This window comes from Stenotrophomonas chelatiphaga (assembly GCF_032054965.1).
Lineage (GTDB): Bacteria > Pseudomonadota > Gammaproteobacteria > Xanthomonadales > Xanthomonadaceae > Stenotrophomonas > Stenotrophomonas chelatiphaga.
Window position 1 is genome coordinate 1 of the sequence record NZ_DAMBRS010000021.1, and the last position, 13,013, is coordinate 13,013.

Here is a 13,013-nt window from a genome sequence, read left to right on the forward strand (position 1 = left end):
AAAAAGCAAAGGCAGGGGTCAGAGTCCTTTCGCGTAGCGAAAGGACTCTGACCCCATGTTTCTCCCACCCTTCCCGTCCACCGCCTTGTCCATGGCCACCATGGACCTGTCTAGGGTGGGGCGGGGTGGGTTGGCGGGGGCGTTGAGCGCCATGGATGGCGCGAAACGAGGCCCGCAGGATGCGGCTCTTGCCGTCCCCCGCGAACCCACCCCGCCCCGCCACCACACAGCCCTGCACGCTTTTGACGTTGACGTTGACGTTGCTTGAAAAAAAGCGGGCCGCCGGGCCGCAGGCCCGGCACCCACCCCTCACCCCTGCATGAACGCTTCGATCTCATCGGCGCTGCGCGCCAGGCCCTCGGTCAACACCCGATGCCCATCGGCGGTGATCAGCACGTCATCCTCGGTGCGGATGCCAATGCCGCGCCAGCGCGCCTCCACGCTGGTGTCTTCTGCGCCGACATACAGACCCGGCTCGATGGTGAACACCATGCCCGGCTCCAGCAGCCGCGACTCGCCCGCCAGTCGGTAATCGCCGACGTCGTGCACGTCCATCCCGATCCAGTGCCCGGTCTTGTGCCGGTAGAAGCGCTTGTACTGCTCCTGCGCGATGTTGTCCTCCACGCTGCCCTTGAGCAGCCCCAGCCGCAGCAGCCCCTCGGTCAGCACCTGCACCGCGGCCAGGTGACCCGCCTCGTACGCCACACCCGGCCGTGCCTGCGCCAGCGCAGCCGCCTGCGCCGCACCGACCAGGTCATGCAACGCACGCTGCTCGGCAGTGAAACGACCGCTGACCGGGAACGTGCGGGTGATGTCGCTGGCATAGCCGCGGTACTCCGCGCCGGCATCGATCAGCACCAGCTCGCCATCGCGCGTGCGCGCGTTGTTGTCGCGGTAATGCAGGATGCAGCCGTTGCGGCCTGCACCGACGATGCTCGAGTACGCCGGGCACGCATCATGGGCGCGGAACACCCGCTCCAGTTCTGCCTGCAGCTCATATTCGTGGATGCCGGCGCGCGCGGACTGCATCGCCGCACGGTGCGCCCGCACGCTGATCTGCGCAGCCTGCTCCATCAGCGCGATTTCCGCGCCGGACTTGAACAGGCGCTGCTCGTGCAGCAGGTGGCCCAGTTCCAGGAACTCGTGCGGCGGCTGCGCGCCATGGCGCACCTGCGAACGCACGCGGTTGACCCAGCCGATCAGCTTCAGGTCGAAATCCGCATCACGCCCGAAGTGGTAGTACACCCGCGAGCGCCCTTCCAGCATCCCCGGCAGGATGTCGTCCAGGTCCTCGATGGGATAGGCGTCGTCCATGCCGAAATCGGCTACCGCGCCTTCCTGGCCGGCGCGGCTGCCGTCCCACGCTTCCCGTTCGGCATCGCGTTCGCGGCAGAACAGGATGACCTCGCCGTGCCGCCGCCCGGGAATCAGCACCAGCACCGCTTCCGGCTCCGGGAAGCCGCTCAGGTACTGGAAATCCGAATCCTGGCGGTACGGATAATGCGTATCCAGGCTGCGCACTTTTTCCGCAGCGGCCGGCAGCACCAGGATCGCATCGTCGCCGGCCATTTCCATCAGCTGGCGCCGGCGCCGCTTGTACTCGGCCGCGCCGATCCCGGTGCGCTGGCGCAGGTCCATGCGATCGCCCGCCATCAGTTCAGGCGCTGGCGGTGGCGTGCAGCCATCACGCAGTCACCATGCAGCAGCAGCACGGCGATGCGGATGAACTCTTCGATCTCGGCCAGCGCTTCGTCGTCGTCCTCGCCATCGCTGTCGAAGTCCTCGCTGGACGCCTGGGCCAGCTTGGCCAGGTCATTCAGCGCCTCTTCGCCTTCTTCGGACAGCGCCGGGCGCTTATGCCCCGAGCCCAGCCCGAAGCCGCCCAGGAACGCGCGCGCCCAGGTGAACAGGGCATCCACCTGGGCTTCGGTCTGGGTGCTGTCGCTGAGCAGCAGCTCGAAGCCGAAATCACGGTCTTCCAGCTGCTTGATCGTCACCTCCAGCAACTGCGCCAGCGCGCTGCCCTCGGCCACCGGCTGCAGCGCATCGTCGGCCAGCACGCGGGCCGGCCAGTCGTTGCCCGGCGCGCCGCCGGCCGCCAGCCAGCCGCACAGGCCACCGTGCAGCTCGGCCGGGGTCGCGCCCAGCCCCAGCGCCGCGCTGGCGCGGGAAACGTCGTCGATGGAAGGAAGTTCGGTCATCTGCAGGCTCGTTTGTGATGGGGGCGACCCACGCAGTCCTGCCTGTGTCGCCGATGGGCTAGTTTAGAACGTGGCGCGTCGCCCCGCAGCCCGTGCCCCTGACGCTTGACCGTCATCAACGGCCCTGAGACTCTTGCCGCCATGGACCATCCCAGCCCGCTCGACCAGTTGCAGGCCTTCGCCGCCCGGGTGGAGGCGCTGCTTGAGCGTAACCAGCGGCTGGCCGAAGAGAACCGCAGCCTGCGCCACCAGCAGGAACAGCTGGTCAACGAACGCTCCACCCTGCTGGCCAAGAACGAGCAGGCGCGCTCGCGGGTGGAAGCGATGATCACCCGGCTCAAATCCCTGGAGCAGCACACATGAGCGGTGCCGAACCGGTAAACGTCCGCCTGCTTGATCGCGATTACACCGTCGGCGTCACCGCCGAGGAGCGCGACAGCCTGATGGCCGCCTCGCGACTGCTGGATGCGAAGATGCGCGAAATCCGCGGCAGCAACCGCATGGCGGCCGTCGACCGCGTCGCGGTGCTGGCGGCCTTGAACCTGGCGCACGAGCTGCAGCAGCTGCGCGATGAAAACGCCCGCCAGGCCGTTGCCCTGCAGCAGACCTTGGCCGACATGAACCGTCGGCTGGACCGCGCGATCGACGTGTAACGCCGCGTAATCTGAATTGGCACGCACTGTTGCCGACGAACGGACTACCCCTGCGCAGCGAGCTGGTTATACTGTTCCTGCGTTCTCTGCGGTACACGACGGCATGTGCAAACATTCGCCTTGTCCCTTAAGAACGACACCGGGAGCGCGACGGCGCCGGGAGTGCATGTCCGCCTTGCAGCGGGAAGCCCGATGGTTCCCCAGCGTTCCCACTTGAGCCCCTGGGTTCAAGGTCGTTTCGCATGCATCGTCATTGCGGAGAATGCAATATTCGACAAAGGCGGCGTCTTCGGATGTCGCCTTTGTTTTTTCCGGTCGGCCGCGCGGCACAATAGCGCCATGCCCTCCTCGCCCCCCTCGATACCCGATCCCCGCAATGCGTTGCGCGCCGCGCTCCGCCAGCGTCGCCGCGACCTGCCCGCTGCGGCCCGGATCGACGCCGCCGACCGCCTCGCCGCGCGCCTGCTGGCGCTGCCGTTCGCCCCGCAATGCGGGCATGTCGCCGGTTACTGGGCGATGGATGGCGAAATCGCCCTGCATCGGTGGCAGCTGAGCCTGCCCGACACCGTCACCTACTGCCTGCCGGTGCTGCACGACAGCGTCCTGCGCTTTGCGCCGTGGCGTCCGGGCCAGGCGCTGCGGCAGAACCGTTTCGGCATTCCCGAACCCGACCTGGACCCTGCCGATACGCTGGCCGCTGGCGCGATGGACCTGGTGGTGACCCCGCTGGTCGGCTTCGACGCACAGGGCGGCCGGCTGGGCATGGGAGGGGGCTGGTATGATCGCAGCTTCGCCTTCCGGCACGACCGCCCTGCTCCGCCGTGGCTGGTCGGCGCGGCTTTCGCCGTGCAGCAGGTCGATGCGCTGGCCGTCGCGTCCTGGGACGTGGCGCTGGACGCCATCTGCACCGAAGCCGACACCCTTTTCGCCTCGCACGTGACCGCATGACTGCCCGCAAGCGCTATTGGCTGATGAAGTCCGAACCGGACGCCTTTTCCATCGATGACCTGCAACGCGTCGGCACCGAGCCCTGGAACGGCGTCCGCAACTACCAGGCGCGCAACTTCATGCGCGACGGGATGCACGTCGGCGACGGCATCCTGTTCTATCACTCCAACACCAAGGTGCCTGGCATCGTCGGCATCGCCACGGTGGCCAGTGCCGCCTATCCCGATGACACCCAGTTCGATCCGCAGTCGGACTACCACGACCCCAAGGCGACCCGCGAAGAGCCGCGCTGGATGCTGGTGGACGTGGGCTTCGAGCGCAAGCTGGAGCGGGTCATCGCGCTGGATGAAATCAAGCTGCACGCCGATGCGCTGGGCGAGGGGTTCCCGCTCACCGCCAAGGGCAACCGCCTTTCCGTGTTCCCGGTGACCGCTGCGCAGTGGAAGCTGCTGCTGTCGCTGGAACGCAGACCCTGATCCTCCATCGAGACCGCCCGCATGTCCGAAGCCAAGCGCCTGGCCGCTGAAAAAGCCATCGAATACGTCGAAGACGGCATGATCGTCGGGGTCGGCACCGGCTCCACCGTCGCCTATTTCATCGATGCGCTGGGCCGCATCCAGCACCGCATCAAGGGCGCGGTGTCCAGTTCCGAACAGAGCACCGCGCGCCTGAAGCAGCTCGGCATCGACGTGCTGGAGCTCAACCACACCGGCAGCCTGTCGCTGTACGTGGACGGTGCCGACGAGTGCGATCCGGGCAAGTGCCTGATCAAGGGCGGCGGCGCCGCGCTGACCCGCGAGAAGATCATCGCCGAGGCCAGCGAGCGCTTCATCTGCATCGTGGACCCGTCCAAGCAGGTGCCGGTGCTGGGCCGGTTCCCGCTGCCGGTGGAAGTGATCCCGATGGCGCGCAGCCTGGTCGCCCGCCAGATCCGCGACATGACCGGCGGCCAGCCGACCTGGCGCGAGGGCGTGGTGACCGACAACGGCAACCAGATCCTGGACATCCACCACCTGCAGATCACCGATCCGGAAAAGCTCGAGCGCGAGCTCAACCAGCTGCCCGGCGTGGTCTGCGTGGGCCTGTTCGCGCGCCGCCGCGCCGACGTGGTGATCGTCGGCGGCGAACCGCCGGTGGTGCTCTGATTCCCTGCCGGGCGTGCGCTGCAAGGCCCGCCTGACCGTTTCTCCTATCGAGGACAACCCGATGTCGATCCGTTCCCTGCTCCTGCTGCCGCTGCTCGCGCTGGCCGGCTGCGCCACCGGTGCGTCCCAGCACTGGGTGGAGCTCGATGGCGCCCGCTACAAAGTGGAACTGGCGCAGAACGATGAAACCCGCGCGCGCGGGCTGATGTTCCGCGACAGCCTGCCCGAAGACCACGGCATGCTGTTCATCCATGACCGCGAGGAACCCCTCGCCTACTGGATGAAGAACACCCGCATCGGCCTGGACATCCTGTACTTCGACAGTGCGCGCAAGCTGGTCAGCCAGCAGCGCGACGTGCCGCCGTGCTCGGCCGGGGACCGCTGCCCGCCGTATCCGAGCAGCGGGCCGGCACGCTACGTGCTCGAGCTCAATGCCGGCCAGGCGGAGAAGATCAAGTTGAAGGACGGCACCGAACTGAAGCTGGGCCCGGGCATCCCGCCGCTCTGACCGGAACGACCCGGATGCCGGTCGCCGGCCGGCATCCTTTCACCTGCTGCAGCTTGAAACCTTGCGGCATTGCCGCCAGTCTGTAGGCATGCAGGACCGGATCACATTGCCCGACTGGGACACCTTGGCCGAACTCGACGACGAGTCGCTGCCACTGCTGCCCACTGCGTTGCTGATCGCACGCGACGAATATCCCGCACTGGATCCCACGGTGTACGACGCGACCGTGCAGGCGCACGTCGACCACCTGCGCGCGGAAGTGGAGATCATCGCGTCGGCGCCGCTGAAGATGGCCGCGATCAACCGCCACCTGTTCGACGAGCTGGGTTACAGCGGCGACCACGACGAGTACTACGATCCGCGCAACAGCTATCTCAACGAGGTGTTCGAGCGCCGCCTCGGCAATCCGATCTCGCTGGCACTGGTGCAGATGGAGGTCGCCCGCCGCCTCGGCATCGTGCTGGACGGGGTGTCCTTCCCCGGCCATTTCCTGGTGCGCCTGCCGATGGAGGAAGGGATGCTGGTGATGGACCCGTTCAACGGCGGCCGGCCGCTGGGCGTGGAAGAACTGCGCGAGCGCGCAAGTTCGCATCTCGGCGGCCAGCGACCGGACGACCAGGTGCTGGCGCAGATCCTCGACCCCGCGCCCAGCCGCGCGATCCTGATGCGGATGCTGCGCAACCTGCAGGGCGTCTACGCGGAAAACCACCAGTGGGACCGCGCCGCGCGCAGCGCCGACCGCCTGCTGAAACTGGCGCCGGAAAACGACGACGCGCTGCGCGACCGTGGCCTGGCCTACCTGAAGCTGGAGTACCTGGCCGGTGCGCGCCGCGACCTGGGCCGCTACGTGCAGCGCAATCCCGACGCGGGCGACGCGCAGGCCCTGCGCGAGAAACTGGTGGACCTCGGCGGGCCGCGCACGCGGCTGCATTGAGCCGCACCGCGCGGTGCACGGTTCAGTCCAGTTCCACCATCTCGAAATCATCCTTGGTCACGCCGCAGTCCGGGCAGGTCCAGGTGTCCGGGACGTCTTCCCAGCGGGTCCCCGCCGCGATGCCTTCTTCGGGCAGGCCGTCTGCTTCGTGGTACAGGAATCCACAGACCACGCACATCCACGTGCGGAACACGGCCGGGGGGGTGTCGCTCATGGGATGTTCCCCTTCAAAATGACGTCCTTCAATGCACTCCGTGGCCATTGTCCCATCGTGGCCACGCAACCGGTAGCCATCCATGTCCCCTACGCCTGCAACGCCTCGCGGCGTGTACCTGATCACTCCGGACGAGCCCGATACCGCACGCCTGCTGGCGCGTGTCGAGCCGCTGCTCGCCGCCGGCACCACGTGGCTGCAGTACCGCAACAAGACCGCGACGGCGGCCCTGCGCCGCGAGCAGGCGGCCGCCCTGCAGGCCCTGTGCGTCCGCCATGGCGTGCCCTTGCTGATCAACGATGACGCGCCGCTGGCGCAGGCGGTCGGCGCCGCCGGCGTGCATATCGGTGAAGACGACGGCGGCGTGGCGGCGGCACGCGCGCTGCTGGGGCCGGCGGCACTGGTCGGCGCATCCTGTTACGACGAACCGGCGCTGGCACGGGAGGCCGTCGCCGCCGGCGCCAGCTACGTGGCCTTCGGCGCGTTCTTCCCCAGCCGCAGCAAGGCGACCACCCGCCGCGCCACGCCGGAACTGCTGCGGCAAAGCGCCGCACTGGGCGTGCCGCGGGTGGCGATCGGCGGGCTGACGCCGGACAATGTCGGTCCCGTCATCGCCGCCGGTGCAGACCTGGTGGCGGTGATCAGCAGCGTGTTCGAGGCCGCCGACCCGGTCTCCACGCTGCACGCCTATCTCGCCTGCTTCAAGGATCCCGCATGAACCACGACCAGTCCCACGCCCTGTTCACCCGCGCCCAGGCGCTGCTGCCCGGTGGCGTCAATTCGCCGGTGCGCGCGTTCAAGTCGGTGGGCGGCGAGCCGTTCTTCGTCGAACGCGCCGACGGCGCCTACCTGCATGACGTGGATGGCAACCGCTACATCGACTACGTCGGTTCGTGGGGTCCGATGATCGTCGGCCACAACCACCCCGCAGTGCGGCAGGCGGTCAAGAAGGCCGCTGACAGCGGCCTGTCCTTCGGCGCACCGTGCGCGGCCGAAGTCACCATGGCCGAGACGCTGACCCGGCTGGTGCCTTCCTGCGAGATGGTGCGGATGGTCAACTCCGGTACCGAAGCCACGCTGTCGGCGATCCGCCTGGCGCGCGGGGCCACCGGCCGCAGCCGCATCGTCAAGTTCGAAGGCTGCTACCACGGCCATGGCGACTCGTTCCTGGTCAAGGCCGGCAGCGGCATGCTGACCCTCGGCGTGCCCACCTCACCGGGCGTGCCGGCCGGCCTGAGCGAGCTCACCCTGACCCTGCCCTACAACGATTTCGACGCCGCTACCGCGCTGTTCGAAGCACAGGGCGAGCAGATCGCCGGCCTGATCATCGAACCGGTGGTCGGCAATGCCAACTGCATTCCGCCGCGCGAGGGCTACCTGCAGCACCTGCGCGAGCTGTGCACGCGCTTCGGCACCGTGCTGATCTTCGATGAAGTGATGACCGGCTTCCGGGTTGCGCTGGGCGGCGCCCAGGCGCACTACGGCGTCACCCCGGACCTGACCACCTTCGGCAAGATCATCGGCGGCGGCATGCCGGTGGGTGCCTACGGCGGCAAGCGCGAGCTGATGCAGCAGATCTCACCGGCCGGCCCGATCTACCAGGCCGGCACGCTGAGCGGCAATCCGGTGGCGATGGCCGCCGGGCTGGCGATGCTGGAACTGGTGCAGCAGCCAGGCTTCCATGCGCAGTTGTCCGCGCGCGCCGCGCGCCTGTGCGCGGGCCTGGAACAGGCCGCCGCCGAGGCGGGCGTCAGCGTCACCACCACCCAGGTGGGCGGCATGTTCGGCCTGTTCTTCACCGACCAGAAGGTGGAGACCTATGCCCAGGCCACCGCCTGTGACATCCCCGCCTTCAACCGTTTCTTCCACGCGATGCTGGAACAGGGCGTGTTCCTGGCCCCCTCCGCCTACGAGGCAGGTTTCCTGTCCAGCGCCCACGACGACGAGGTGATCGAGGCGACCCTCGCCGCCGCCCGCATCGCCTTCAAGGCCTAGCCGAACACCAGCGTGCCTTTCATCATCGCGAAGTGGCCGGGGAACGAGCAGAAGAAGGTGTAGTCGCCGCCCTTCTGCAGCGCGCGGGTGGAGAAGCGGACGCTGGTGCTCTGGCCGCCGCCGATCACCTTGGTATGCGCCAGCACGCGCGCATCGCCCTTCGGCAGGTAGCTGTCGGCGAGCGTGCCGCGCATGCCGGCCATGGCCACCGGCTGGTAATCGGCGGTGCGCGTCAGGACCCAGTTGTGCCCCATTGCGGTGGCCGCCATGCGGCCGGTGTGGCGCAAGGTCAGGGCGACCTCGGTGCAATCGGCGGCCAGCGTGATCTGGCGCGCACTGAAGGTCATCTGGTCGGTGCTGTCGATGTTCACCGCGCAGACGCGCGCCATCGCCGACGGCGCCAGCAGCACCGCGCCCAGCCCTGCCACCCATGCCCACTGCTTCATCACTGCCTGCTCCCGTTTGTCGTGGGCTCCATTGTAGGAAAGCATGGCAGCACGCGGCTGTGACCGGCTGTCGCAGCCGCGGCGGTGGATCAGGCATGCTGCGGTGATGAAGCCGGGAATCGAACTGCTGCTGCTGGACGTCGACGGGGTGCTGCTGGACTACCAGCGCAGTGTGCGCGTGCGGCATCTTGCCCACAGCCTGGGCGTGGACGGCACGCGGGTGCAGCAGGTGCTGTTCGAAAGCGGACTGGAAACGCGCTACGACAGCGGCGTGACCGCGACCGCGGCATACCTGCGCGCGTTGAGCGAGGGCCTGCAGGCCGAGGTCAGCGAGGCGCTGTGGATCCAGGCACGGGTGGCGGCATCGCGCCCGCGCGAGGACGTGGTGCAGCAGATCCTCACCCTTCCCGCTGCAGTGCGCATCGGCGTGCTGACCAACAACGGCGCGCTGATGGCCGAGGTACTTCGCGCCCTGCTGCCGGCGCTGTGCGACCGCGTGGGTGAGGGCCTGCTGTGCAGCGGCGCGCTGGGGGGACGCAAGCCCGATCCGGCGCTGTACCAGCGCGCACTGCAGCACCTGCAGGTCACGCCGTCGCGCACGCTGTTCATCGATGACCTGTTCACCAACGTGCGCGGTGCACGGCAGGCGGGCCTGCACGCCGAAACCGTGCGCGATGGGCGCAGCGTGGGCCGGGTGCTGAAGCGCCACGGCCTGCGGTGACGACCGACGGTCGCCACTGCACCCACCGCGCTCAGCGCGCGGCGATGTAGCTGGCCACGGCCGCGCGCAGGCGCTTGAGGCCTTCGGCGATTTCCTCGTCGGTGATGTTCAGCGACGGCACGAAACGCAGCACGTCCGGACCGGCCTGCAGGGTCAGCAGGCCGTGCTCGGCGGCGTGGTCGAGGATCACCCCGGCCTGGCCCAGGTGGTCCTTGGACAGCACCGCACCGAGCATCAGACCACGCCCACGCACCTGCCCGAACACGCCGAACTCGGCATTGATGCGTTCAAAGCCTTCGCGCAGCGCGCGCGACTGGCGGTCGACGTTTGCGGCGATCTCATCGGACGCCAGCTTGCGCAGCGCGACCCGTGCCACCGCAGCGGCCAGCGGGTTGCCGCCGAAGGTGGTGCCATGGGCGCCGAACTGCATGGTCTCGGCGACCTTCGGGCCGGCCAGCATCGCGCCGATCGGGAAGCCGCCGCCGAGCGCCTTGGCCAGGGTGACCATGTCCGGCACCACCCCATCCTGCCAGTGCGCGAACAAGGTCCCGGTGCGGCCCATGCCGGCCTGGATCTCATCCAGCACCAGCAGCGCGCCATGCTGGTCGCACAGCTCGCGCACGCGCTTGAGGAAGCCCGGCCTGGCCGGCATCACCCCGCCCTCGCCCTGGACCGGCTCCAGCATGACCGCAGCCACGTCACCGGCGGCCATCGCGGTTTCCAGCTGCACTTCATCGTTGAAATCCACGTAGCGGAAGCCCTGCGGGAGCGGCTCGTAGCCTTCCTGGTACTTGGGCTGGGCGGTGGCGGTCACCGCCGCCAGGGTACGACCGTGGAAGCTGCCGCGGAAGGTGACGATGACCCGCCGATCCGCCGGACGCCCCTGCGACGACGCCCACTTGCGCACCATCTTGATCGCCACTTCATTGGCTTCGGCACCGGAGTTGCACAGGAACACGCGTTCGGCGAAGCGGCTGGCCTTGACCAGTTCCTCGGCCAGGTGCAGCGGCGGCGCGCTGTAGAACACATTGCTGGTGTGCCACAGCTTGCCGGCCTGTTCCACCAGCGCCGCGGTCAGGTCCGGATCGTTGTGGCCAAGGCCGCACACGGCGATGCCCGCGGCCAGGTCGATGTACTCGCGGCCCTGCGAATCCCACACGCGTGCGCCCTGCCCGCGTTCGAGCACGACCTGGCGCGGCTTGTAGACCGGCAGGTAGTAGTGCGACAGGGAGATCAGGGGGTCGGTGGCGGCGGTCATGGCGGTCCGGCGAGCTTCGGAAAGCGCCCATTCTCGCCCCGCAGCCGGTGCGGCACAATGCGCCGATGCGCCCTTTCTCCGCTCCGCAACTCAATCCCGCCAGTGCCACCGGCTGGCGCCGGTACTGGTTCGACATCATCTACCGCCACGACACCGGGCCTTCGCGCAACTTCGACCTGCTGCTGGTGCTGGCGATCATCGCCAGCGTCATCGTGGTGATGATCGACAGCGTGCAGCACCTGCACCTGCGCTGGGCACGGGGCCTGTACGTGCTGGAGTGGACGTTCACGGTGATGTTCACGCTGGAATACGTGCTGCGGCTGGCGGTGGTGAAGCGCCCGCTGCGCTATGCGGTCAGCATCTGGGGGATCATCGACCTGCTGTCGATCCTGCCGACCTACCTTTCCCTGTTCATTCCCGGCGCGCAGAGCCTGCTGGTGGTGCGCGCGCTGCGCATCCTGCGGGTGTTCCGCATCCTCAAGCTGACACGCTACATCGAAGAAAGCGGCGTGCTGATGCTGGCGCTGTGGCGCAGCCGGCGCAAGGTGCTGGTGTTCCTGTTCACGGTCATCACCATCACCATCATCGCCGGTGCGCTGATGTACCTGATCGAAGGCCCGAACCGCGGCTTCACCAGCATCCCCAGCAGCATGTACTGGGCGGTGGTGACCATGGCCACGGTCGGCTTCGGCGACATCGTGCCGCAGACCACGCTGGGCCGCTTCGTCACCTCCATCCTGATCCTGATCGGCTACAGCATCATCGCCGTGCCGACCGGCATCTACACCGCCGAACTGGCCAGCACGCTGCGCGAGGCCGAGCACACCGAAAAGCGCGATGGGCGCGGTTGCCTGCGCTGCGGGCTGGACGGGCACGAACCCGACGCACGCTACTGCCGGCAGTGCGCCGAGCCCCTGCCGGAGCTGTTCAACCGGGTCTAGGCGGGTGCCAACGCCAGGCGCGCCACCCGCCCTGGCCGCATCAACGTGCCATGCGGTTGCTCATGTCGACCAGATCGTTGTAGCTGGCCAGCAGCGCCGGCGCGGTGCCGGACGGCGGCATGCCACCGCTCTCCAGCAGGATCTGGTCGCTGCGGCTCAACGGCTGGTTGGCCTGCAGGCGTTCGATGCGGCGCCCGCCCTCGCTGGCCAGCTTGTCCGCCGAACGCTCCATGTGGCCCCACATCGGATCCCCCTGGCCGATCTTCGCCTTGGCCGCCTCTTCCAGCACGCTCTGGTAGCGCGCCAGTTGTGCCCGGCCGGCGGCGAGGTCCGGCGCGTCGCCGTCCAGCACCTTCACCAGTTGCTTGCCCTCGCCGATGATGCTCAGGTGGTAGAACGCCGCGCTGCGCCCTTCTTCCTTCTCGATCGCCGCGATCTGCTCCTTGCGACGCTGGTCTTCGTTGGCTTCCAGCGCGGCATCCATCGCATCACCGGCTTCGAAGAACGCCGAATAGGCCTCCATCAGCGGCGCGTGCCGCTGACGCATGCCCTCACCGCCGTCGCGCTTGTAGTCTTCGCGATCGTAGTAACGCACCGCCTCGCCGATCTTCTCGTTGAGCGCGGTGAAGGTTTCCTGGTAACGGCGCGCGGCCGGATCCAGCGCGGCGTTGGCCGGCTGCTGTGCCAGGGCGGCGGTCAGCGGCGCGCCGCAGAACTCGACGCGATGGGACAACACCGTGCCCGGCGCGCGCACGGTTTCTTCCTTGCCGGTGGGGCCGGCCGCCGGATCGGCGATCCACGATACGTAGCGCTGGAAGCTTTCCTGGATCGGCTGCTGCACGCCGTTGAAGCAGGCGATGTAGGCGTTGATCTTGTCGGCGCCCTCGACGGCGGCGGACGAGGAAGCACCTTTCTGGCAGGCGGCCAGGCACAGCGCAACGGACGCGGCCAGGACGGCCGCACGGAAGGTCGGATTCATGGGGCACTTCCCTGTTGGAAACGATTACAGCCGCGCACCATAGCAGACCGCGCCGTCAACGCGTCGTCGA

17 protein-coding genes and 1 other RNA gene are annotated in these 13,013 nt (G+C 68.2%); 12 read left to right on the top strand and 6 right to left on the bottom strand.

All coding sequences use genetic code 11. From position 1 onward, the window contains the following. Positions 1–309: 309 nt before the first annotated feature. Positions 310–1,632: an aminopeptidase P N-terminal domain-containing protein gene (locus RTX79_RS17525; RefSeq protein WP_123699280.1), complete on the bottom strand. Its 1,323-nt coding sequence runs from the start codon at positions 1,630–1,632 to the stop codon at positions 310–312. A 20-nt stretch (positions 1,633–1,652) separates the two neighbouring features. Then, entirely contained in the window at positions 1,653–2,201 is a 549-nt protein-coding gene (locus tag RTX79_RS17530) for a UPF0149 family protein (protein ID WP_057509154.1), read from the bottom strand. A gap of 141 nt (positions 2,202–2,342) precedes the next feature. Here RTX79_RS17530 and RTX79_RS17535 point away from each other — a divergent pair, with 141 nt between their 5' ends. From RTX79_RS17535 to RTX79_RS17570, 8 genes are all read left to right on the top strand, one after another. Continuing rightward, positions 2,343–2,564: a TIGR02449 family protein gene (locus RTX79_RS17535; protein WP_057509155.1), complete on the top strand. Its 222-nt coding sequence runs from the start codon at positions 2,343–2,345 to the stop codon at positions 2,562–2,564. Further along, on the top strand, positions 2,561–2,854 hold the full coding sequence (locus RTX79_RS17540; RefSeq protein ID WP_057509156.1) for a cell division protein ZapA: 294 nt from the start codon (positions 2,561–2,563) through the stop codon (positions 2,852–2,854). Before RTX79_RS17535 ends, RTX79_RS17540 begins: the two co-directional genes overlap by 4 nt. Positions 2,855–2,934: 80 nt before the next feature. Then, a non-coding RNA gene (gene ssrS / locus RTX79_RS17545) (6S RNA) lies at positions 2,935–3,120 on the top strand. Positions 3,121–3,214: 94 nt separating this feature from the next. Continuing rightward, complete coding sequence (locus RTX79_RS17550; protein ID WP_312685122.1) at positions 3,215–3,802, top strand: 5-formyltetrahydrofolate cyclo-ligase; 588 nt, start codon at positions 3,215–3,217, stop codon at positions 3,800–3,802. Next, on the top strand, positions 3,799–4,278 hold the full coding sequence (locus tag RTX79_RS17555; protein WP_057509157.1) for an EVE domain-containing protein: 480 nt from the start codon (positions 3,799–3,801) through the stop codon (positions 4,276–4,278). The genes RTX79_RS17550 and RTX79_RS17555 overlap by 4 nt, the downstream gene beginning before the upstream one ends. Before the next feature lie 21 nt (positions 4,279–4,299). Next, positions 4,300–4,947 carry a ribose-5-phosphate isomerase RpiA gene (gene rpiA, locus RTX79_RS17560; RefSeq protein ID WP_123698997.1) on the top strand — a complete coding sequence of 216 codons (648 nt, stop codon included), beginning with the start codon at positions 4,300–4,302 and terminating at the stop codon, positions 4,945–4,947. 61 nt (positions 4,948–5,008) lie between these two features. Continuing rightward, complete coding sequence (locus RTX79_RS17565; protein ID WP_057509159.1) at positions 5,009–5,455, top strand: DUF192 domain-containing protein; 447 nt, start codon at positions 5,009–5,011, stop codon at positions 5,453–5,455. A gap of 88 nt (positions 5,456–5,543) precedes the next feature. Further along, positions 5,544–6,389: a SirB1 family protein gene (locus tag RTX79_RS17570; protein ID WP_057509160.1), complete on the top strand. Its 846-nt coding sequence runs from the start codon at positions 5,544–5,546 to the stop codon at positions 6,387–6,389. 22 nt (positions 6,390–6,411) lie between these two features. On the opposite strand, the gene RTX79_RS17575 is transcribed toward RTX79_RS17570, so the two are convergent. Beyond that, positions 6,412–6,651, bottom strand: a complete 240-nt coding sequence (locus RTX79_RS17575; protein WP_057509161.1) for a rubredoxin — start codon at positions 6,649–6,651, stop codon at positions 6,412–6,414. Between the two features lie 34 nt (positions 6,652–6,685). On the opposite strand from RTX79_RS17575, the gene thiE reads away from it, so the two are divergent. After that, positions 6,686–7,321, top strand: coding sequence for a thiamine phosphate synthase (thiE, locus tag RTX79_RS17580; protein WP_312685085.1), 636 nt, complete (start codon positions 6,686–6,688; stop codon positions 7,319–7,321). Continuing rightward, the gene (hemL, locus tag RTX79_RS17585) at positions 7,318–8,598 is read left to right on the top strand and encodes a glutamate-1-semialdehyde 2,1-aminomutase (protein WP_312685087.1); all 1,281 of its coding nucleotides are present in this window, start codon (positions 7,318–7,320) and stop codon (positions 8,596–8,598) included. The genes thiE and hemL overlap by 4 nt, the downstream gene beginning before the upstream one ends. Here the strand turns inward: hemL and azu are convergent. Beyond that, the gene (azu, locus tag RTX79_RS17590; protein ID WP_309683711.1) at positions 8,595–9,044 is read right to left on the bottom strand and encodes an azurin; all 450 of its coding nucleotides are present in this window, start codon (positions 9,042–9,044) and stop codon (positions 8,595–8,597) included. The two genes, hemL and azu, sit on opposite strands and share 4 nt — an antisense overlap. Before the next feature lie 106 nt (positions 9,045–9,150). On the opposite strand from azu, the gene RTX79_RS17595 reads away from it, so the two are divergent. Continuing rightward, positions 9,151–9,765, top strand: coding sequence for an HAD-IA family hydrolase (locus tag RTX79_RS17595; RefSeq protein WP_312685090.1), 615 nt, complete (start codon positions 9,151–9,153; stop codon positions 9,763–9,765). Between the two features lie 31 nt (positions 9,766–9,796). Here RTX79_RS17595 and RTX79_RS17600 read toward each other — a convergent pair whose 3' ends face one another. Beyond that, the gene (locus tag RTX79_RS17600) at positions 9,797–11,023 is read right to left on the bottom strand and encodes an acetylornithine transaminase (protein WP_057509166.1); all 1,227 of its coding nucleotides are present in this window, start codon (positions 11,021–11,023) and stop codon (positions 9,797–9,799) included. A gap of 65 nt (positions 11,024–11,088) precedes the next feature. Here RTX79_RS17600 and RTX79_RS17605 point away from each other — a divergent pair, with 65 nt between their 5' ends. Beyond that, positions 11,089–11,964: an ion transporter gene (locus RTX79_RS17605; protein ID WP_312685092.1), complete on the top strand. Its 876-nt coding sequence runs from the start codon at positions 11,089–11,091 to the stop codon at positions 11,962–11,964. Positions 11,965–12,004: 40 nt separating this feature from the next. On the opposite strand, the gene RTX79_RS17610 is transcribed toward RTX79_RS17605, so the two are convergent. Further along, positions 12,005–12,943 (bottom strand): YiiG family protein, encoded by a 939-nt coding sequence (locus RTX79_RS17610; protein ID WP_312685094.1) that lies wholly within the window; start codon positions 12,941–12,943, stop codon positions 12,005–12,007. Between the last annotated feature and the right edge of the window lie 70 nt (positions 12,944–13,013).

Coding starts and splice junctions, on each gene's coding strand:
- RTX79_RS17530 (WP_057509154.1), bottom strand. CDS start 2,201: ATGACCGAACTTCCTTCCATCGACGACGTTTCCCGCGCCAGCGCGGCG.
- RTX79_RS17535 (WP_057509155.1), top strand. CDS start 2,343: ATGGACCATCCCAGCCCGCTCGACCAGTTGCAGGCCTTCGCCGCCCGG.
- RTX79_RS17540 (WP_057509156.1), top strand. CDS start 2,561: ATGAGCGGTGCCGAACCGGTAAACGTCCGCCTGCTTGATCGCGATTAC.
- RTX79_RS17555 (WP_057509157.1), top strand. CDS start 3,799: ATGACTGCCCGCAAGCGCTATTGGCTGATGAAGTCCGAACCGGACGCC.
- rpiA (WP_123698997.1), top strand. CDS start 4,300: ATGTCCGAAGCCAAGCGCCTGGCCGCTGAAAAAGCCATCGAATACGTC.
- RTX79_RS17565 (WP_057509159.1), top strand. CDS start 5,009: ATGTCGATCCGTTCCCTGCTCCTGCTGCCGCTGCTCGCGCTGGCCGGC.
- RTX79_RS17570 (WP_057509160.1), top strand. CDS start 5,544: ATGCAGGACCGGATCACATTGCCCGACTGGGACACCTTGGCCGAACTC.
- RTX79_RS17575 (WP_057509161.1), bottom strand. CDS start 6,651: ATGGCCACGGAGTGCATTGAAGGACGTCATTTTGAAGGGGAACATCCC.
- thiE (WP_312685085.1), top strand. CDS start 6,686: ATGTCCCCTACGCCTGCAACGCCTCGCGGCGTGTACCTGATCACTCCG.
- hemL (WP_312685087.1), top strand. CDS start 7,318: ATGAACCACGACCAGTCCCACGCCCTGTTCACCCGCGCCCAGGCGCTG.
- azu (WP_309683711.1), bottom strand. CDS start 9,044: ATGAAGCAGTGGGCATGGGTGGCAGGGCTGGGCGCGGTGCTGCTGGCG.
- RTX79_RS17595 (WP_312685090.1), top strand. CDS start 9,151: ATGAAGCCGGGAATCGAACTGCTGCTGCTGGACGTCGACGGGGTGCTG.
- RTX79_RS17600 (WP_057509166.1), bottom strand. CDS start 11,023: ATGACCGCCGCCACCGACCCCCTGATCTCCCTGTCGCACTACTACCTG.
- RTX79_RS17605 (WP_312685092.1), top strand. CDS start 11,089: ATGCGCCCTTTCTCCGCTCCGCAACTCAATCCCGCCAGTGCCACCGGC.
- RTX79_RS17610 (WP_312685094.1), bottom strand. CDS start 12,943: ATGAATCCGACCTTCCGTGCGGCCGTCCTGGCCGCGTCCGTTGCGCTG.